The organism is Hydrocarboniphaga sp., from assembly GCF_028291725.1.
Taxonomy (GTDB): domain Bacteria; phylum Pseudomonadota; class Gammaproteobacteria; order Nevskiales; family Nevskiaceae; genus Hydrocarboniphaga.
Genome location: NZ_JAQGNT010000082.1, coordinates 1 through 19,447 on the forward strand (window position 1 = coordinate 1; position 19,447 = coordinate 19,447).

19 protein-coding genes are annotated in these 19,447 nt (G+C 65.8%); 1 reads left to right on the forward strand and 18 read right to left on the reverse strand.

Annotation, left to right across the window (positions count from 1 at the left end):
- Window positions 1-162 precede the first annotated feature (162 nt).
- Window positions 163-396, forward strand: a complete 234-nt coding sequence (locus JWQ90_RS21385) for a hypothetical protein (RefSeq protein WP_299697023.1) — start codon at window positions 163-165, stop codon at window positions 394-396.
- Window positions 397-489: 93 nt separating this feature from the next.
- Here JWQ90_RS21385 and JWQ90_RS21390 read toward each other — a convergent pair whose 3' ends face one another.
- The 18 genes from JWQ90_RS21390 to JWQ90_RS21475 all read right to left on the reverse strand — a co-directional run.
- Window positions 490-768 carry an excalibur calcium-binding domain-containing protein gene (locus JWQ90_RS21390; RefSeq protein WP_299697024.1) on the reverse strand — a complete coding sequence of 93 codons (279 nt, stop codon included), beginning with the start codon at window positions 766-768 and terminating at the stop codon, window positions 490-492.
- A 9-nt stretch (window positions 769-777) separates the two neighbouring features.
- A complete protein-coding gene (locus JWQ90_RS21395; RefSeq protein WP_299697025.1) occupies window positions 778-969 on the reverse strand; it encodes a hypothetical protein in 192 nt (63 codons plus the stop codon).
- Window positions 970-1,289: 320 nt separating this feature from the next.
- Window positions 1,290-1,553, reverse strand: a complete 264-nt coding sequence (locus JWQ90_RS21400; protein ID WP_299697026.1) for a sulfite exporter TauE/SafE family protein — start codon at window positions 1,551-1,553, stop codon at window positions 1,290-1,292.
- 25 nt (window positions 1,554-1,578) lie between these two features.
- Window positions 1,579-1,884, reverse strand: a complete 306-nt coding sequence (locus tag JWQ90_RS21405) for an AbrB/MazE/SpoVT family DNA-binding domain-containing protein (protein WP_299697027.1) — start codon at window positions 1,882-1,884, stop codon at window positions 1,579-1,581.
- Window positions 1,885-2,013: 129 nt separating this feature from the next.
- Entirely contained in the window at window positions 2,014-2,250 is a 237-nt protein-coding gene (locus JWQ90_RS21410; protein WP_299697028.1) for a hypothetical protein, read from the reverse strand.
- Window positions 2,251-2,282: 32 nt separating this feature from the next.
- A complete protein-coding gene (locus JWQ90_RS21415) occupies window positions 2,283-3,530 on the reverse strand; it encodes a M20/M25/M40 family metallo-hydrolase (RefSeq protein ID WP_299697029.1) in 1,248 nt (415 codons plus the stop codon).
- Between the two features lie 23 nt (window positions 3,531-3,553).
- The gene (locus tag JWQ90_RS21420; RefSeq protein ID WP_299697030.1) at window positions 3,554-5,290 is read right to left on the reverse strand and encodes an allantoate amidohydrolase; all 1,737 of its coding nucleotides are present in this window, start codon (window positions 5,288-5,290) and stop codon (window positions 3,554-3,556) included.
- A gap of 205 nt (window positions 5,291-5,495) precedes the next feature.
- The gene (puuE, locus tag JWQ90_RS21425; RefSeq protein WP_299697031.1) at window positions 5,496-6,425 is read right to left on the reverse strand and encodes an allantoinase PuuE; all 930 of its coding nucleotides are present in this window, start codon (window positions 6,423-6,425) and stop codon (window positions 5,496-5,498) included.
- Window positions 6,425-7,162: a GntR family transcriptional regulator gene (locus tag JWQ90_RS21430; RefSeq protein WP_299697032.1), complete on the reverse strand. Its 738-nt coding sequence runs from the start codon at window positions 7,160-7,162 to the stop codon at window positions 6,425-6,427. Before JWQ90_RS21430 ends, puuE begins: the two co-directional genes overlap by 1 nt.
- 124 nt (window positions 7,163-7,286) lie before the next feature.
- Window positions 7,287-8,600: a guanine deaminase gene (gene guaD / locus JWQ90_RS21435; protein ID WP_299697033.1), complete on the reverse strand. Its 1,314-nt coding sequence runs from the start codon at window positions 8,598-8,600 to the stop codon at window positions 7,287-7,289.
- On the reverse strand, window positions 8,597-9,805 hold the full coding sequence (locus tag JWQ90_RS21440) for a urate hydroxylase PuuD (RefSeq protein WP_299697034.1): 1,209 nt from the start codon (window positions 9,803-9,805) through the stop codon (window positions 8,597-8,599). The genes guaD and JWQ90_RS21440 overlap by 4 nt, the downstream gene beginning before the upstream one ends.
- Window positions 9,806-10,534: 729 nt before the next feature.
- Window positions 10,535-11,461, reverse strand: coding sequence for an ABC transporter permease (locus JWQ90_RS21445; RefSeq protein WP_299697035.1), 927 nt, complete (start codon window positions 11,459-11,461; stop codon window positions 10,535-10,537).
- Window positions 11,458-12,513 (reverse strand): ABC transporter permease, encoded by a 1,056-nt coding sequence (locus tag JWQ90_RS21450; protein WP_299697036.1) that lies wholly within the window; start codon window positions 12,511-12,513, stop codon window positions 11,458-11,460. The genes JWQ90_RS21445 and JWQ90_RS21450 overlap by 4 nt, the downstream gene beginning before the upstream one ends.
- Window positions 12,500-14,068 (reverse strand): ABC transporter ATP-binding protein, encoded by a 1,569-nt coding sequence (locus JWQ90_RS21455; protein ID WP_366919565.1) that lies wholly within the window; start codon window positions 14,066-14,068, stop codon window positions 12,500-12,502. Before JWQ90_RS21455 ends, JWQ90_RS21450 begins: the two co-directional genes overlap by 14 nt.
- A complete protein-coding gene (gene xdhC / locus JWQ90_RS21460) occupies window positions 14,041-15,411 on the reverse strand; it encodes a xanthine dehydrogenase accessory protein XdhC (protein ID WP_299697038.1) in 1,371 nt (456 codons plus the stop codon). The genes JWQ90_RS21455 and xdhC overlap by 28 nt, the downstream gene beginning before the upstream one ends.
- Window positions 15,408-17,714: a xanthine dehydrogenase molybdopterin binding subunit gene (xdhB, locus tag JWQ90_RS21465; protein WP_366919566.1), complete on the reverse strand. Its 2,307-nt coding sequence runs from the start codon at window positions 17,712-17,714 to the stop codon at window positions 15,408-15,410. The genes xdhC and xdhB overlap by 4 nt, the downstream gene beginning before the upstream one ends.
- An 8-nt stretch (window positions 17,715-17,722) precedes the next feature.
- Window positions 17,723-19,201, reverse strand: coding sequence for a xanthine dehydrogenase small subunit (xdhA, locus tag JWQ90_RS21470; RefSeq protein WP_299697040.1), 1,479 nt, complete (start codon window positions 19,199-19,201; stop codon window positions 17,723-17,725).
- Window positions 19,201-19,447 (reverse strand): hydroxyisourate hydrolase (locus tag JWQ90_RS21475; protein WP_299697041.1); only part of this gene is annotated, 247 nt, incomplete at its 5' end. The genes xdhA and JWQ90_RS21475, both read right to left, overlap by 1 nt.

The following is a 19,447-nucleotide window of genomic DNA, read 5'->3' on the forward strand; positions in this document are numbered from 1 at the left end:
TGCTTTGCCTCACCTCTGATTTTGTGCTGTTGCTTCCAATCGCTGCTGCCGTTCTGCTTGGACGACTTCGCTCAGCTTCGCGCAACGAGCCGGCCAAACCGCCTTCGGCTTTTCGCGGTCCAACGCCGGAGCTAACGCGCGGCCCGTTTACGGGCCGTCGCGTTGAGCACCCTGTTGGGCCGCAGTGAACTTGATGCCGCGGTGCCGACTGCGCTGAGCAAGCTGGAATTGAAATTGAAGATCACGACGCGCTCCCCGAATGTGCTCTCAAACCCTACCGCGATACCGCACGCCGAACAACGCCAACACGCCTGCAAATCAGATGCCGCTAGAAGCCACAACAAGCTCGGAGAAGGCACGATGCTGACGGCGGTTAGCCCAGAACTGCTCCACTAAAATGCTGTGACGTTTTCGCGGCCCAACGCCAGGCTAACGCGCGGACCGGCCGGAGGCCGGTACGTCGCGTTGAGCCACTAGTTGGAGCTGAACCTACCTGCACCACTGCTTCTCGCATGGAACTCCGTCGTTGTTGCCGTCCATTTTTGTATCAGGGCAATGCTGAATGAAATATTTGGCCTCTGCACATGAAGTCATTTGCGAGCAGTAAGTTCTGCCGTCGCATTGGAACTGACCTGTGTTGCTTTCCAGCGTTTGTGTTTCTTCGCCTTTTGACTCCGCATAAGTGGCCTCATGCCGGCTCTGCTTGTAGCGGGCGTTTCCGTACCAGCCAAGCGCAATCACGATTGCCAGTATCAAAAATTTCTTCATGCCGTTTCTTCAGCTCCAACGCCCCAGCTCAGCCGCGTTTTTGCCGCGAGCTGAACTTGATGAGCCGAGCAAAAGTCGGAAGGCAAAAGCGTCGGCTGGAGCGCCTAGTTGGACCGCGCTCTGGTTGATGAAGAGCCGAGCATGGAAAGCAAGCGCCGCTTCTTTGCTGCTGTTTCTCACGCTGTTGCTTGGCTGGATCATGCTTTGCCTCACCTCTGCTTTATGCCGTTGCGTTCAATCGCTGCTGCTGTTCTGCTTGGCCGACTTTGCTCAGCTTCGTGCAACGAGCCGGCCAAACCGCCTTAGCTTTTCGCGGTCCAACGCCAATTTCCCGGAACGATATAACTACCACAGCTGAACATTTCCATCTGCATGTGCTGATTTCCCGGTGGTAGATATATAGATGTAGGGACTAGCTGACGATCCGGTCTTCAAGTCCCATGGCCCTTGCCGCAGCGTAGCTCATCTGCCAGAGCTTTTGCTGTTACTGCCGCTGGGTTGCCGAACGAGTTATTTCCGCCCTACAACCGGGCGAAGCAGAAGCCCGCAATTGAGCCTGCGACCAGCGGCGTGGTCGCCGCGATCCAGATGCCGCCGAGTGCCAGCATCACTGCAGCGCTGCGGCGCCCATAGTGGTCCGGGATCTTGTCAGCGACGCGCCCGCCGATGCTGGTCATGGCCAGCAGCAGCGGCGAGGTGCCCAGGCCGAAGGACAGTGTCAGTAGCGCAGCCTGCAGCGCGTCGCCGCTCAGCGTGACCAGGGCATTGCTATCGAAAGCGATCAAGGGGCAATGTCAGGAGCAGGCCCCGCTATGCGTCGCTGCACCGGTCTACCGGCGCCATCAACTCTGCGTCGTCGATCTTGCGCCTGACCTGGATGGCCGGCAGCCAGTCGGACAGCCGCTTCGACTTGGTCGTGCTGGGTTCCAGCACGATGCGTCCGTTGTCGAGCGTCACGGAAAATCGAGTGCCCGGGCGCACATGCAATGCGGCACGGATCGCCTTGGGGATCACCAACTGGCCTCTGCTGGTGTAAGGGTCGCCATCTCCATCTTCGAAGCCCTCCGCTGAGGTCGTAAGCTGCAGTAAGACTAACAGGACAGGCTGTGGCCGCATGGCCGGAGTCGTCTGGCGGCCTCAACAATACCGGGACCGCGAGCACCCGCTCCGGGCTGCGACCGGCCGCCCACCGAAACATTCGAAGGAACGATCGAAGCCGGGTTTCGACCATGCAATCGGGTCACTTCACATCCGGGCTTCTTTCGCCGCCTCGTCGATCAGCTTGGCCGACACGCCTCTTTTTTTCAGGGCTTCGGCCAACCGGGCTGCTGGACCGAAAGCATGCACGGCTTCGTCGCGACGCAGGCCTTCGCTGATGTAGGCCTTCAGCAAGGCCTGATAACCCGAGAAGCCCTTATGCGGCGCGATTGCTTTCAGCGACTCGACGACGTCCTTGGGAATGCGCAGCGTAATCGAGGTCATCACGCGATCTTTCTGAGGAACGGAGGCGCGCTTTAAGCGCCGAGCAGTTCTGCAAGCGCCGCCGCGACGGTTGCGGTCGCGCCGCGCAGATCACTGAGCTGCAGGCATTCGTCCGCCGCGTGTCCATGCGCTTCGGCCAGCGTGCGCGGGCCGGCGCCGTAGAGCACGGTCGGGATGCCGGCGGCCGCGTAGTGGCGCGCGTCGGTGTACAACGGCACGCCGTGTTCGGCGATCGGTGTCGCGAAGTAGTGCTCGCCATGGCGTTGCAGCGCGCGGGTCAACTTGTCCGAACCGGGTAGTGACACCAGCGGCATCGCGAACAGCAGGCGACGGATTTCGAGTCCGATGCCGGGGCAAGCCGCGGCGCTGGTTTCGATCAGGCCGCGCAGCTCCGCCTCGACCTGCTGCAGCGACTCTTCCGGAATCATTCGACGGTCTAGCCGGAAACTGACCCGGTCGGGCACGACATTGGTGTTGATGCCGCCTTCGATCAGGCCGACGTTCAAAGTCGGATGGTTGATGCCGGTCACCGACGAGCGGCGGCTCTTCAAGGCGTCCCGCGACGCGTACAGCGCCTGCAGCACGCTCGTCGCCGCGGCCAGTGCATCGATGCCGGACTCGGGCATCGCCGCATGCCCCTGGCGGCCGCGCACGGTGACCTCCAGGTGCAGGCAGCCGTTGTGCGCGGTGGTCACCGCATACGAGAAGCCGGCGCTGATCGCGTAGTCGGGCTTGCTCAGGCCCTGCTCCAGCAGCCAGCGCGGGCCGATGTCGCCGCCGACTTCCTCGTCGTAGGTGAAATGCAGCTCGATCCCGCCATTGAGCGCGACGCCTTCGGCCGCGAGCTTTTGCAGCGCACGCAACGCGAACGTATACGTCGCGAAATCCGATTTGCTGACCGCGACGCCGCGGCCGTACATCGCGCCGTCGACGATCGCCGCGCCGTAGGGATCGTGCGTCCAGCCCAGGCCCGGCGGCACGACGTCGCCGTGTGCGTTCAACGCGATCGTCGGCCCACTGCCGTCGCCGAAGCGGTGCCGCACGATCAGGTTGGTGGCCGAGATCATGCCGGCAGCACGCACGGCCTCGATCGGCACCGCATGCGCTTCGACCGTGTGGCCAAGCGCGGTCAACAGCTGCTGCGCTTTTTGTGCATGCGCCGCGCAGTCGCCGGGCGGGTTGTCGGTCGGGATGCGGACCAGCTCGGCAAGGAACGCGCATTCGGCGTCGAAATCGGCATCGACATGAGCGCGGATGGCAGAGTGCAGATCGGTGGACATGGCGGTTTTTTTTCAGACGGTGATCAGGCGGTGAAATGCTGCAGAAAATCGGCGAATACGCGGGCGGCGACATCGGCGTCCTCAAAGCTCAGGATCTCGGCCGGATGATGGCTGATGCCGCCGTTGCCGCAGCGCACGAACAGCATGCCGACCTCGGCGATCTGCGCCAGCATCATCGCGTCATGGCCGGCGCCGCTAGGCAGATGCCGGCTGCTGGCGGCGCCGGTGACGCGGCGGATGCTGGCGTCGAACTGCGCTTGCAGGCTGACGGCGCAAGCTGTCGCCGCCGCGCGCAGCACGCGATTGATCGCGATATCGACGCGGCGACGCTGGCCGATGCGCTCGATCTCCGCCATCACATCGGCGACCGCGGCGTCGCGCACAAGGTCGTCGGGAGCCCGCACATCGAGCGACAGTTCGCAGCGACCCGGAATCACATTGACCGCGCCGTTCGGCACCTCCAGCCGGCCGACCGTGCCGACCAGTCCCGGCGCCTGCGAACAGCGCTGCTCGACATACAGCACGATCTCGGCGGCAGCCGCCGCGGCGTCGCGGCGCAAGGCCATCGGCACCGTACCGGAATGACCGGCCAGCCCGGTGATCGTCAGCAGATAGCGCTCGCTGCCGGCGATCGCGGTGACGACACCGAGTGCCAGATTTTCTTCCAGCAGCACCGGGCCTTGTTCGATATGCACTTCGACATAGCCGAGCAGGTCTTCGGGTTTTCTAGCAAGCCGCGGGATCTGCGCGGGATCGTGGCCAGCCGCAATCAAGGCATCACCCAGCGTGATGCCCGCCTTGTCAGTGCGCTGCAGCAGCTCCATATCGAAAGCGCCGGCGATCGCGCTGCTGCCGAGGAAAGTGCTCTTGAGACGCACGCCTTCTTCATCGCCGAAGCCGAGCACTTCGAAGTGATAAGGCAGCGTGATGCCGGCCTGGCGCAGTGATGCGGCCACGACGACCGGCAGCAGGATGCCGAGACGCCCGTCGTAGCGGCCGCCGTCGACGACGGTGTCGTAGTGCGAGCCGGTCAGCAGGGTCTTCGCACCGGCGGCGTCGCTGCACAAGCGGCCGACGACATTGCCGATTGGGTCGATGCCCGCGTCCATTCCGGCCTGCAGCATCCAGTCGCGCAGCTGCGCGGCGACGGCCTGGTGTTCGGCGCTCATGAAGGTGCAGGTCAGTGCGCCGGGCTGTTCACTGTGGCGGGCGAGACGATCGGCCATTGCCAGAATCAGCGGGCCGGCGGGCTCGGCGACGCGCTCGGCCAGCCGGAACGCGGCGATGCGGTCGATCTCGCGCAGCGCGGTGTCGAGTTCGATTTCGGCTTCATTGCTTAGCCGGCGTTCGAAATGCTGCAGGATAGCCGCGCGATCATGGCCCTTGACCGACAACACGAACGGGAAACCGAAGCGCGCGTTGTAGGCGTCGTTCATCGTCTGCAGGCGCGCGTATTCGTCGGGTGTACAGGCGGCGAGTCCGGCGCCGGCCTGCTCGCTGGTCGACTCCGCGGTCAGATCACCGCGGATTGCGGCGCGGCCGGCGAGTTCGGGATGCGCGCGCACCAGCGCCAGCTGCTGTGCGGCCGGGGCGCGGCGCACGGCGGCGCACATCGCCTCATGCAGATCCAGCCGCGTTGCGAACGGCCGCAGTGCGCAGACCTGCTCGGCAACCCAGGGCGAGTGCTCGAAGATCGCGCTCAGCTCGGCGACGAAATCAGCCTCGTTGGCGGCGTTCAGTGCGGCGAGCTCGATGCTCATCGGTTTGCTCTGCGGAATGTTGGGGTTCGCTTGCGCTCACCCCAAGCTACGATGTCGACGGTGCCGATCAGGTTCATGCGGCCGGGAACCTCGCGGTCCGGCCGGTAGGTTGGGGTGAGCGGATGCGAACCCCAACATGGGTTGGCGCGATGTTGGGGTTCGCGATGCTCACCCCAACCTACGACTTCTACGATACGACCGAGCCTCATGCCGGAAACCGCGCGATCCAGTGCTGCGCGATGTCGATGCGCCGGCAGATCCAGATATCCGGCCTGGCCGCGACGTAATCGAGAAAGCGCGTCAGCGAGGCCAGCCGCGCCGGGCGGCCGACGATGCGCGAATGCAGGCCGATCGACAGCATTTTCGGCGCGTCCAGGCCGGCCGGATCGCCTTCGGCGTACAGCACGTCGAACGCATCGCGCAGGTAATCGTAGAACTGCGTGCCGCTGTTGAAACCCTGCGCGGCGGCGAAGCGCATGTCGTTGGTGTCCAGCGTGTACGGCACGACCAGGTGCGGCACGGTACCGGCGGCGGTGTCGACGCGAGTCCAGTACGGCAGATCGTCGGCGTAGGAATCGGCGTCGTACGCGAAGCCGCCGTGCTCGACCACCAGGCGGCGCGTGTTCGGGCTGTCGCGGCCGGTGTACCAGCCCAGCGGAACGCTGCCGGTGATCGCGGTGTGGATCGCCACCGCGTCGCGGATATGCGCGCGCTCGGTGGCCTCGTCGATGTTCTGGTAGCTGATCCAGCGCAGGCCGTGGCAGGCGAGCTCGTGGCCGAGTTCGCGGCAGGCGGCGGCGACCTCGGGATTGCGCTGCAGCGCTTCGGCGACCGCGAAAATCGTCAGCGGCAGGCCGCGCGATTCGAACAGCCGCAGCAGCCGCCAGAAGCCGGCGCGCGAGCCGTACTCGTATATGGACTCCATGCTCATGTGACGCGCGGGATACGCCTGCGCGCCGATGATTTCCGACAGGAAGGTCTCGGACGCCGCATCGCCGTGCAGCACATTGTTCTCGGCGCCCTCCTCGACGTTGAGCACGAACTGCAGCGCGATGCGCGCGCCGTTCGGCCAGCGCGGATGCGGCGGCTTGCGGCCGTAGCCGGCGAGGTCGCGCGGGTAGGCCGTGCCCGCCATCAGTGCGCGCCCAGCACCGCGCGCAGATCGACGCCGCGCGGGCGCTGCTCGGCCAGCTGCAGGCCGTCGAGCACATGCTGCAGATGATGCAGCATCAGCCCGGCGGCTTCGGGCAGGCGTTTCTCCAGCGCCGCGACCAGTTCCTGATGTTCGTCCGGCGGGCAGGACTGCGTGCCCGGCGCCTGATACAGGCCGACGATCAGCGAGGAACGCGACACCAGCTCGCGCATCAACTCCAGCAACGTGGCGTTGCCGGCAACCTCGGCGATGATCAGGTGGAACTCGCCGGACAGGCGGATCATCGCGCGCCGGTCGTTGACCCGCCACGCCGCCTTCTCCTGCGCCAGATGATCGCGGATGCGCTGCATGTCGGCGCGCTTGGCGACCTGCAGAAACTTCTCGACGATGCCCGGCTCCAGCAGCCGCCGCGCTTCGAAAATATCCAGCGCGTCCTGCGGCGTCGGCTTGCTGACTTCGGCACCGCGATTGGGCAGCAGGGTCACCAGGCGCTCGTTGGCGAGCCGCTGCAGCACCTGCCGCACGCGGGTGCGGCCGAGGCCGAAGATCTCGCACAACCGGTGCTCGATCAGCCGCGTTCCCGGCGGCAGCGTGTGATCCATGATCGTCGAGCAGATGCGCTCGTAGGCCTGCTGCACACTGCCGCTGCCAGCCGCGACCGGCGAATCCGGCGCTGCTTCGTCCACGGCAGTCTTGCCCTTGGTCTGGACCGGGCGCATCGGAGGCGCTTGGGAAGCTGGGCTGCTCATGTGTGGTGGATTTTACGGAGAGTTAACATGTAGGTTGGGGTGAGCGCAGCGAACCCCAACATCGGCGCGGAACAAGCGTTGGGGTTTGCGGCGCTCACGGCAACACCGCCAGGCCACGAATATAGGTCTGCGCTACCAGACGATCGTCGCCCAGCGTCATCAGCACCAACAACTTCTCGTTGAGCGTCTGCGTATTCGCGATGCGTCGTTTCATCAGCGGCGTCGCGGCCAGGTCCAGCACGATGAAATCGGCCTCATTGCCGACGCGGAAACTGCCGATGCGGTCCTGCAGGTGCAGCACGCGTGCGCCGCCCAGCGTCGCCAGGTAAAACGCGCGCAGCGGCGGCAGTCGCTGGTTCTGCATCTGCGCGACCTTGTAGGCTTCGCTCATCGTGCGCAGCATGCTGAAGCTGGTGCCGCCGCCGACGTCGGTGGCCAGCGCATAGCCCATGCCGGCGCGGTCGCAGGCGGCGAAGTCGAACAGGCCGCTGCCCAGGTACAGGTTCGAGGTCGGCGAACACGCCGCGCAGGCGCCGCTGGCGGCCATGCGATGGCGATCGTCGGTGTCCAGATAAATGCAATGCGCATAGGTCGCACGCTCGCGCAGCAGGCCGTAATGCTCGTAAACGTCGAGATAGCTGCGGCTCCAAGGAAACAGCTGCTTCACCCAGGCGATCTCGGCGTGATTCTCGGCCAGATGGCTGTGGATGTAGACCGTCGGATACTCGCGGGCAAGCCGGCCCGCGCTCTCGAGTTGCTGCTCGGTCGAAGTCGGCGCGAAGCGCGGCGTGATCGCGTACGACAGCCGGCCGACGCCATGCCAGCGCTCGATCAGCTCGCGCGTATCGCGCTCGCCGCTCTCGGCGGTGTCGCGCACATAGTCCGGGCAGTTGCGATCCATCAGCGACTTGCCGGCGATCATACGCAGACCGCGCTCGGCGGCCGCGTCGAAGAAGCTGTCGACCGAAGCCTTGTGCACGCTGCCGAACACCTGCGCGGTGCTCGTGCCGTTGCGCAGCAGCTCGTCGAGAAAGAACTCGGCGACTTCACGCCCATGCGCGTAGTCGGCGAAACGCGCCTCGGTCGGAAAAGTGTAGTCGTTGAGCCAGTCCAGCAACTGCCGGCCGCCGGAGGCGATCATGTCGGTCTGCGGCACGTGGATATGCGTGTCGATGAAGCCCGGCATCAGCAAGCGGTCCGAGTGCTCGGTCAGCGGAGTGCCAGCCGGCAGTTGCGCGAGCAGGTCCGGCGCCAAGCCGACGGCGCTGACCTTTCCGTCCTCGATCAGCAACAGTCCGTCTTCGAAATACTCGTAGGCAGCGGCATCATCAAACTCGCCCGGATCGGACAGGAAATGCAGCAACGCGCCGCGATGCGCGGCGAGGCCTTGCATTGCGGCGGCGCTCATTGCGGCGCTCCGGCGTCGATCCAGGCGAGCACGGCGATGCGTTCGTCGTCGCTCATCTGGGTCAGGTTGCCGATCGGCATCGCGCGGCTGCCGACCTGCTGCCGGATCTCGGCCTTCTGCGCCAGGATTCGCGCCGGCGTGTCGAGCATGTGGCCTTTCGGCGGCGCGAAGAATCCCGGCTGGGTCGGATGCTCGGCGTGGCAGCTGGCGCAACGCGTCTGGATGATGGTCTGCACCTGTGCGAACGACACGCTGGTTGCGCCCGCAGCTGCGGAAGCTGGCGGCACCGGTCTCAGCCCGGCGATCACCACCAGGATCGCCGCGACGCCAGCAATCGCCGCCAGCGGCGAGGTGCGCCCGCCCCGCTCATGCGCCTTGTGCCGCTCGACAAACCAGACGCGGATCGCCGCGCCGGCAAACGTCAGCGCGATCAGCACCAGCGCGTTGTGATGCGCGCCGTAAGTCATCGCGTAGTGATTGCTGATCATCGTCAGCAGCACCGGCAAGGTGAAATAGGTGTTGTGCACCGAGCGTTGCTTTGCCCTGAGTGCGTTCGCAGGATCGGGCGGGAGCCCGGCCTGGCTCGCCGCGACCATCGCACGCTGCCCCGGGATGATCACGAAGAACACGTTGCCGACCATGATCGTGCCGAGCATCGCGCCGAAATGCAGGTAGGCACCACGGCCGCTGAAAACCGAACACAGGCCGAATGCGCTCGCGGCCAGCAGCACCGCGAGCACCGCCGCGAGCAGGTTCAGATTCTTGCCGATCGGCGAACGGCATAGCAGGTCGTAAATCAGCCAGCCGCCGGCCAGCGTGCCGATGCCGATGCCGACCGCGGTCCATCGGCCCAGATCCGCAACCGCGGGATCGATCAGGTAGATCTCGGGCGAGACGTAGTACAGCAGGCTGAGCAGCAGGAAGCCGCTCAGCCAGGTGCTGTAGGCCTCCCAGTAGAACCAGTGCAGGTGCTCGGGGATTTGCGTCGGTGCAAGCTTGTACTTCTGCGGGTTGTAGAAACCGCCGCCGTGTACCGCCCAGAGTTCGCCGCCGACGCCCTTGTTTTTCAGGGTTTCGTCGGTGGGTGCGAGCAGGTGGTTGTCGAGCCAGACGAAGTAGAAGGACGCGCCGATCCAGGCGATGCCGACGATGACGTGGGTCCATCGGACGAGCAGGCTCAGCCAGTCTAGGAGGTAGGCTTCCATCAGCTTTTGTGTATTGGTTGATGTTCGTAGGTCGGTAATCCCTTGCCGACGTGCACGGTCCGTTGTGCAATCGAGGCCTCCGATTTCGAGGCTGCTCGCTTCGGGCCTGTTGTGCTGTGCGAGTTTTCAGCCTCGCCGGCGGGCCTTACTTTTCTTTGCTTGTGCAAAGAAAAGTAAGCAAAAGAAAGCACACCCTGGAGAAGCGCCGGCTTCGCCGGTGCCCGATTGTGGGAACGTGCTCGGGGTCGGACGAATTCGACATCCTGTCTCATTTCGTCCTCAAGCGGCCATCCATGGCCGCTTGTCCCCTGCGCGCGCTCCCACAATCGGCGCTTCTCAAGGGAACCCGGCAAATCAAAATCAGAAGCAACTGGCTCGCTTCGCATCGCGCAGCAACATTTCCCCTCTCCCGCAAGCGGGAGAGGGTGGCGCGCAGCGCCGGGAGAGGGGCTTCTCGCTTTTGACTTTGACGTACCGGGTTCCCTTGAGAGTCGCCGTGTAAAAAGTCGCGCGCAGTGGGTCGTTTGGCCATGGATGGCCAAAAGAGGACGAAATGAGGCATGGATGCCGAATTCGTCCGACCCCGAGCACGTCTTTTTACACGGGCATCGGCGCCAGCCGGCGACTTTCCAGGGCGTGCTTTCTTTTGGTGACTTTTCTTTGCACGAGCAAAGAAAAGTTACCCCCGGCCGGGCAGGCCAAAACCCAAAGTGCGTGGGCACTCTCAAACTAAGCATCCGGATGAAACGCCTTACCCAACGACGCCGGCTGATTCAACAAAATCGTCTTCGGATCGCGGCAAATAATCACCAGCACCACGATCGTCGCCAAATACGGCAGCATCGACAAAAATTCCGACGGCACATGCAAACCAAACCCCTGCGCGTAAAGCTGCAACACCGTCACCCCACCAAACAGATACGCGCCGAGCAACACTCGCAACGGCTTCCAGGTAGCGAATACGACCAGCGCCAGCGCGATCCAGCCGCGCCCCGAGCTCATGCCCTCGACCCACATCGGCGTCAGCGCGGTCGACAGATACGCGCCCGCTATGCCGCTGCAGGCACCGCCGAACATCACCGCGAAATAGCGCGTCTTCAACACCGGATGGCCGATCGCATGCGACACCGACGGCGCCTCGCCGATCGCGCGCAGCTTCAGGCCGGCGTGGCTGCGATTGAGGAACCACTGCACCGCGAAGTACAGCGCGATCGAGCCATAAACCAGCAGGTTGAAGCTGAACAGCAGCGGCCCGATCACCGGGATATCGCTGAGCAAGGGAATGTGCAGCGGCCCTGCACCATCGATCGGCTGGCCGGCGTAGCTACGACCGACGAAGGCCGACAGGCCGGCACCGAACAGCGTCAAGGCAAGCCCGGTCGCGACCTGGTTGGCCTGCAGCGTGATCGTCAAAAAGCCGAACACCAGCGACAAGGCGACACCGGCACAGGCCGCCGCCAGGTAGCCGAGCACCAGGCTGCCGCTGCTCAGGCCGACGATGAAGCCGACGACCGCACCGACCAGCATCATGCCTTCGACGCCGAGGTTCAACACGCCGGCCTTCTCGGTCACCAGCTCGCCCAGCGCGGCATAGATCAGCGGGGTTGCCGCGACGACCGTGCTGACGAAGATCGGGGTCAGTGCATCCAGATTCATGCCGACACCTTCACGCGGAAATTCACCAGCAGATCCGCCGCCAGCAGATAAAACAGCAGCAGGCCCTGGAACAGGCCGGTCACCGCCGACGGCAGCGCCAGTTCGATCTGCGCCTGCTCACCGCCGAGATACAGCAGCGACATCAGCAGCGAGGCGAGCACGATACCCAGCGGATGCAGCCGTCCGACGAAGGCGACGATGATCGCCGCGAAGCCATAACCGGGCGATACCTGCGGCTGCAGCTGGCCGATCGGCCCGGCAACTTCGCCGATGCCGGCAAGCCCCGCGGCACCGCCACTGATCAGCAAGGCCAGCCAGATGTTGCGGCGCTCGCTGAAGCCGGCGTAAGCGGCCGCCGCCGGTGCCAGGCCGGCGACCTGCATGCGATAACCGGCAAAGGTTTTGGTGGTGAACACCCAGGACAGCGCCGCCAGCAGCAGCGCGAAAATAAAGCCGATATTGGTGCGCACGCCCTCCCACAGCAGCGGCAGCAGCTCCCAGTCGTTGAACATGCGCGACTGCGGGAAGTTGTAGCCGTCGGGATCGCGCCAGGGCCCATGCACCAGGTAGGACAGCAGCAGCTGCGCGACGTACACCAGCATCAGGCTGACCAGAATTTCGCTGGTGTTGAAGCGCGTGCGCAGGAAAGCCGGGATCGCGGCCCAGGCCATGCCGCCGAGTACGCCGGCGAGCAGCATCAACGGCAGCAACCAGTGCGACTCGGTATCGCCGAAGGCCAGCGCGACACCGGCACCGGCGATGCCGCCGATGGTCAGCTGGCCTTCGGCGCCGATGTTCCAGACGTTGGAGCGAAAGCCGATCGCCAGGCCCAGCGCGCACAGCAGCAGCGGCGTGGTCTTCAGCAGCAACTCGCCAAGCCCGTACAGACTCGCGAGCGGCTTGATGAAGAACACGCGGAACGCATCAACCGGGTTCTTGCCGAGCACCAGGAAGATGCACAGCCCGGTGACCAGCATCAGCAGGGTCGCGAACAGCGGCGCGGCCAGGCGCATGCCGTTCGACGGCGCGGCGCGCTTTTCAAGCTGCAGCATCGGCCACCTCGGCTGCGGACTCGTTGCCGTTGATGAAGCCGCCCGACATCCAGCTGCCGATTTCCTCGACACTGGTTTCCGCCGGCACGCGCGACGGCGACAAACGCCCCTGCGCGATGACGACGATGCGATCACAGATCGAGAACAGCTCGTCGAGCTCTTCGGAGACGACCAGCACCGCGACGTCGCGGTCACGCAGATCGATCAGCGCCTGGCGGATCATCTGCGAGGCGCCGACATCGACACCCCAGGTCGGCTGCGCGGCGATCATCAACTGCGGATTCAGTATCGTTTCGCGGCCGACGATGAACTTCTGCAGATTGCCGCCGGACAAGCTGCTGGCAGCCGACTGATCGCCGCCGCACTTGACCTTGAAATCGGCAATGACCTGCTGAGCGAAGCGGCGCGCGGCTGCACGCTGCACCATGCCGATGCGCAGCATGCCCGGCGACTGTGCGGCGGTCAGCAGCGCATTGTCGGCGAGGCACATCGCCGGCACCGCGCCGCGGCCGAGACGCTCTTCCGGCACGAAACTCAGGCCCAGCCGGCGGCGCTGCGCCGGCCCGAGCAGGCCGACCGGCTGGCCCGCAAGCCGCACTGCGCCGGCATAAGCGCTGAGCATTTCGCCGGACAGCGCCGCCATCAGCTCCTTCTGACCATTGCCGGATACGCCGGCGATGCCGACGATCTCGCCGCGGCGCACGCGCAGATCGATATTGCGCAGATGCGTACCGAACGGATCTTTGGAGCCCAGACTCATATTGGTCAGCTCGAGCATGATCTCGCCCGGCGTCTTCGGCGCGAGCTGGCACACCGACAGATCGCTGCCGATCATCAGCCGCGCGAGGCCGGCATTGTCCTCATTGCGCGGTGTCGCGGTGCCGCTGAGCCTGCCGCCGCGCAGCACCGTCGCGGTATCACAAAGCTCGCGGATTTCATCGAGCTTGTGGCTGATGTACAGGATGCTGATGCCCTCTAGCGCCAGCCGGCGCAAGGTGCCGAACAGTTTCTGCACTGCCTGCGGCGTCAGCACCGAGGTCGGCTCGTCCATGATCAGCAGCCGCGGCGCCTGTAGCAGGCAGCGCACGATCTCGACGCGCTGGCGCTCGCCGACCGACATGCTGTGCACCAGGCGGCGCGGATCCACCGGCAGGCCGTAGCGCTCGGAGACTTCGATGATGCGCGCGTCGAGTGTCGAGGGCGGATCACGATGGTCCAGCGCGAGCGCGATGTTCTCGGCGACGGTCAGCGTCTCGAACAGAGAGAAATGCTGGAACACCATGCCGATGCCGAGGCTGCGCGCTTTCGCCGGGCTGTCGATGGTGACGCGCTCGCCTTCCCATTCGATGGTGCCGGCGTCGGGCCGCGTGACGCCGTAGACGATCTTCATCAGCGTGCTTTTGCCGGCACCGTTCTCGCCCATCAGCGCATGGATTTCGCCGGGCTGCACGCTCAGATCGACGTTGTCGTTGGCGACGACGCCGGGATAGCGCTTGGTGATACCGCGCAGCGCCAGACGCAGCGGCTTCAGAGTTGCGGCTTGCATGAAGCGCATCCTTCGGGTGAGCAGGCCGCGGCCGGTGGCTCTGGCGTGATCCCGCCCCCGCGTAGGTTGGGGTGAGCGGATGCGAACCCCAACATCGGCGCGGACGAATGTTGGGGTTCGCTGCGCTCACCCCAAGCTACCAACTGCAGCAATTGGGCGACGACGCCGACCGCGATCGCAGCCGGCCATTTGCTGGCGATGCCGGCGACACCGATCGGGCACACCAGCCGCGCGATGCGCGCCGCGTCAAAGCCATCTTCGCGCGCCAGCCGTGATCGGAAGCGCGCGGCCTTGCTGGCCGAGCCGATCAGCCCAGCGAACGCGAAGTCGTTACGCGCCAGGATCGCGCGGCACAGCGCGTAGTCCTGTGCATGATCGTGGGTGAGCACCAGGAAGCGCGTGCCGGCGGGTGCGGAAGCGACGCTCGCGGCCGGATCGGCGACGACGCGGTGATCGATGTCGTCCGGCAAGTCGGCCGGAAACGCGTCGGCGCGCGAGTCGATCCAGCTCAGGCTCAGCGGCAGATCCATCAGCAGCTTCGCAATCGCCTGGCCGACGTGGCCGGCACCGTAGAGCCAGACCGGTGGGTGGAGGTCGGCGATGAGTTCGGTCAGCGTGATGCAGCTTTCGTCGCAAACCAGCCGCACTTTGCTCCCCTCTCCCGCAGGCGGGAGAGGGTGGCGCGTAGCGCCGGGTGAGGGCAACCCGCCGGAGACAGCCGTTGTGCTTTCCGGCGAAAGCCCCTCACCCGGTCCTTCGGACCACCCTCTCCCGCCTGCGGGAGAGGGGACCAGCCTGCGCAGTTCGCGCTGCGATTTCAGCGGTAGGTTGGGGTGAGCGGATGCGAACCCCAACATCGGCGCGGACGATTGTTGGGTTTCGCTGCGCTCACCCCAACCTACGACAGCCCTTGAAAGCTCGCCTCCCTTCAACTGCGTCACCAAGGACGCGGGCGCTTTCGCGAGCTTCTCCAGCAGCGGAATGTCCGCCGCCGCAAAACGCTCGATCCACAGTTCCACCACACCGCCGCAGCACTGCCCCAGTTCGCGCCCGAGCACGAAGCGCTGCAAGCGCGCGGGCGGCGCCGCATCCGGCAACAACTCGCGCGCCGCCGCAATCGCCTGCCATTCCAGATGCCCGCCGCCGATGCTGCCGCGGATGCCGTCGGGGCTCACCAGCATGCAGGCGCCCGGCTCGCGCGGCGCGGAACCGCGCAGGCTCGCCACCAGCACGCGCACCACGGCGGGCTCGCTGCGCAGCATCGCCAGCGCGGTGCGCGGCCAATGCCGCATCGGCTGCAGCCAGGTGCTGCCGGCCGTGCTGGCGATTGAGGCCTGCAGCAGCGCGCTCACGCCAGCGCCTCGCCGCGCAGAATATCGATCGCGCGCAACACCGCTTCCGGCGTCGCCGGCGCGTGCAGCTCCGGCAGGCTGTTCGGCGCGCCGCAGGCGGCGACCGCGTCGCGGATCGCATGGAACACCGACATCGCCAGCATCAGCGGCGGCTCGCCGACCGCCTTGGAGCGATAGATCGTGTCTTCGCGATTGGGCTCGTGCTGCAGCAGCGCGACGTGGGCCTGCTGCGGCCAGTCGCGCGCGGTCGGGATCTTGTAGGTCGAGGGCGCGTGCGTCTTCAGCTCGCCACGGGCGTTCCACCACAGCTCTTCGGACGTCAGCCAGCCGGCGCCCTGCAGGAAACCGCCTTCGATCTGACCGATGTCCAGCGCCGGATTCAGCGAGCGGCCAACGTCGTGAAGGATGTCGACGCGGCTCAGCTGAGTCTCGCCGGTGAGCGTGTCGACCGCGACCTCGGAAACCGCCGCGCCGTAGGCGAAATAGAAGAACGGCCGCCCCCAGAGCTTGCTGCTGTCCCAGTGGATTTTCGGCGTGCGGTAATAGCCGGTGGCCGACAGCGATACGCGCGCCTGGTAAGCCTGCGCGACGAACTTGGCGAAGCTGATCGAATGCTCGCCTAGCCAGACCACGCCGTTGTCGAAGCGGATTTTATCGGCCGGAATCTGGTGCGCTTCGGACGCCCATGCTATCAGCCGCGCGCGTATCGTCTGCGCGGCCGCCTGCGCGGCCTTGCCGTTCAGGTCCGAGCCGCTGGACGCGGCGGTTGCGGAGGTGTTCGGCACTTTGCTGGTGTCCGCCGCGCTGACCCGGATTGCCGACAGCGGCAGGCCGAGTTCGGTCGCGACCACCTGCGCCACCTTGGTGTACAGGCCCTGCCCCATCTCGGTGCCGCCGTGGTTCAGCATCACGGTGCCGTCGTTGTAGATATGCAGCAGCGCGCCGGCCTGGTTGTAGAAAGTCGCGTTGAACGAGATGCCGAACTTGACCGGCGTCAGCGCGATGCCGCGCTTGATCGTGGGATTGGCCGCGTTCCAGGCACTGATCGCCTGACGCCGCTCGCGATAGCCGCTGCTCGCTTCAAGCTGATCGGCGATCAGCGGAATCACGTTGTCTTCGACGAGCTGTCCGTAAGGCGTGAGGTTGCGCGTGTCATGGCCGTAGAAATTGAGCCGGCGCACATCCAGCGGATCGCGGCCCAGCGTGCGCGCGATATCGTCGAGCACGCTCTCGATCACCATCATGCCCTGCGGCCCGCCGAAACCGCGGAACGCGGTGTTCGACACGGTGTTGGTTTTGCAGCGATGCGAGATGATCTCGACGTGCTCGAGAAAGTAGGCGTTGTCGACATGGCAGATGGCGCGGTCGTTGACCGGGCCGGACAGATCCGCCGAGTAGCCGCAGCGGGCGGCGAGCATCACGCTCAAGGCCAGCACGCGGCCTTCGTCGTCGAAGCCGACGTCGTAATCGACGATGAAGTCATGACGCTTGCCGGTGGCGAGCATGTCCGCGTCGCGATCCATGCGCAGCTTCACCGGCCGGCCGGTCTTGTTGGCGAGGACCGCGGCGGCGGCGGCGAGCAGTGCCGGCTGGCTCTCCTTGCCGCCGAAGCCGCCGCCCATGCGCCGGCATTGCACGACGACATCGTGCGCGCGCCGCTTTAGTGCATGGGCGACGATGTGCTGTACTTCGGTCGGATGCTGGGTCGAGCTGTGGATCAGCATCGCGCCGTCTTCCTGCGGCAGCGCGATCGCGATCTGGCCTTCGAGGTAGAAATGGTCCTGGCCGCCGATCTGCTGCGTGCCTTTGAGCCGATGCGGGGCGCTGGCGATCACCGCTTGCGGATCGCCGCGCAGCAGGTGGCGACTGTTCAACACATAACTTTTTGCAGCCAGGGCGCTGCGGATGTCGAGGATCGCGGGCAGCTCCTCGTAGTCGATCTTCGCCAGCGCCGCGGCGCGGCGCGCCTGGGCATAGCTCGCGGCCGCAACCGCGAACATCGGCTGGCCGGCGAACTCGACCTGAGTATCGGTGAAGATCGGATCGTCGTGGACGCTGCTGCCGTAGTTGTTCTCGCCGGGAACATCCGCCGGCAAGGCGGTGGCGATCACACCGGCTGCGGCGGTGACCGCGGACAAATCGATGGAACGTATGTGCGCATGCGCGACGCGGCTGAGCCCGAAGGCGGCGTGCAGCGTGTTCGACGGCAGCGGAATGTCGTCGCAGTAGAGCGCGCGACCGCTGACATGCAGATGCGCGCTCTCGTGCCGGAGTGCACTGCCGGCGATGTCGGCGGTCGGCATTGCGACGCTCACGCGGACACGCCGGCCGGCGCCTGCTGCGTGCGCAGTGCGGCTGGGGCGGAACTGCCGTGTTCGAGAAAGAACCGGCGCAGCAGGTTGCCGGCGGCGCGCGCGCGGTACGCGCTGCTCGCGCGCATGTCGGACAGCGGTTGAAAGTCCGCATCCAGTGCCGCGATGGCCGACATGAAGCTGGCCTCGCTCCAGGCCTGGCCGCGCAAGGCCGCCTCGGCGCCCGGTGCCCGCTTCGGCGTCGCCGCCATGCCGCCGCATGCGATGCGCACATCGCGGATGCGGCCGTCGTCGCTCACGTCGACCGCGATGGCGACGCAGACGGCGGAAATATCCTGCTCATTGCGCTTCGACAGCTTGTAGCAGGCAAAGCGTTGTCCGGCGACTGGCGCGGGCACGATCACCGCCGCAACCAATTCGCCAGTCGCCAGATCCTTCTTCTGATACCCGAGGTAGAAGTCCTGCAGCGCGAGACGGCGCGTCACCGATCCGCGGCGCAACTCCAGGCTTGCACCCAGCGCGATCAGCGCCGGCATCGCATCGCCGATCGGCGAGCCATTGGCCAGGTTGCCGCACAAGGTCGCGGAATTGCGCACCGGCGGCGATGCGAAGCGCTGCGCCAGTTCCGCCATCGGCGGATGCGCCGCGACCAGCGCCTGCCAGGCGTCGGTCAAGGCGACCGCAGCGCCGATGCGCAGACCTTCGGCGGTGTTCTCGATCCGTTTCAGCTCGGCGACTTCGCCGAGATAAATGATCTCCGGCAGATCGCGCAGCAGCTTGGTCACCCACAGGCCGACGTCGGTGCCACCGGCCAGCAGCAAGGCCTGCGGACGCAGCGCCAGCGCGGCCTGCAGCTCGTCCAGCGAACGCGGCGCGCAGTAGCCAGGCAGAGTCAGGCCCTGCTCGCGCCGCAGACCGATCAGGGCCTGCAGGCGCGCAGCCGAATGCGCGTCTTCACGGCTCCAGCGCGCCGGCGACGGCAGCGACGCCATGCCGCCGCCGGCATCGATGATCGGGCGATACCCGGTGCAGCGGCACAGATTGCCGGACAGCGACTCGACCACCGCTTCGCGCTGCGGCGCCGGGTTGTTCAGATACAACGCGAACAGCGACATCACGAAGCCCGGCGTGCAGAAGCCGCATTGCGAGGCGTGTGCGTCGACCATCGCCTGCTGCACCGGATGCAGCGCGTCGCCGGCGCGCAGGCTTTCGACGGTCACCAGCTCCTTGCCGTCGATCGTCGGCAGAAAGCGGATGCAGGAGTTGATCGCGCGATAGCGGACACGCTCGCCATCGCCAGCGCGGTCGTCGATCTCGCCGAGCACCACGGTGCAGGCGCCGCAATCGCCCTCGGCGCAGCCCTCCTTCGTGCCGCAGCGCCCCTCGGTCTCGCGCAGATATTCCAGCACGGTCCGGGTCGGGTCGAACCTTTCGACCGTCCGGACCTCGCCATCGATGACGAAGCGAATGCGGTCCATCAGCTGCCCCGGTAGGTCGTGTAGCCGTAGCGCGCCAGGATCAGCGGCACGTGATAATTCTGCGTCGGATCGCCGACGCGGAAGCGGATCGGGATCTGGTCGAAGAACAGATCGGCCGCCGGCACGCCGGTGGTCTGCAGATAGGCGCCGGCCTCGAACCGGATTTCGTAGAGCCCGGGCTGGAGCGCCTCGCCGGACAGCAGCGGGCCCGCGCCACGGCCGTCCGGCCCGGTCTTGCCGGCCGCG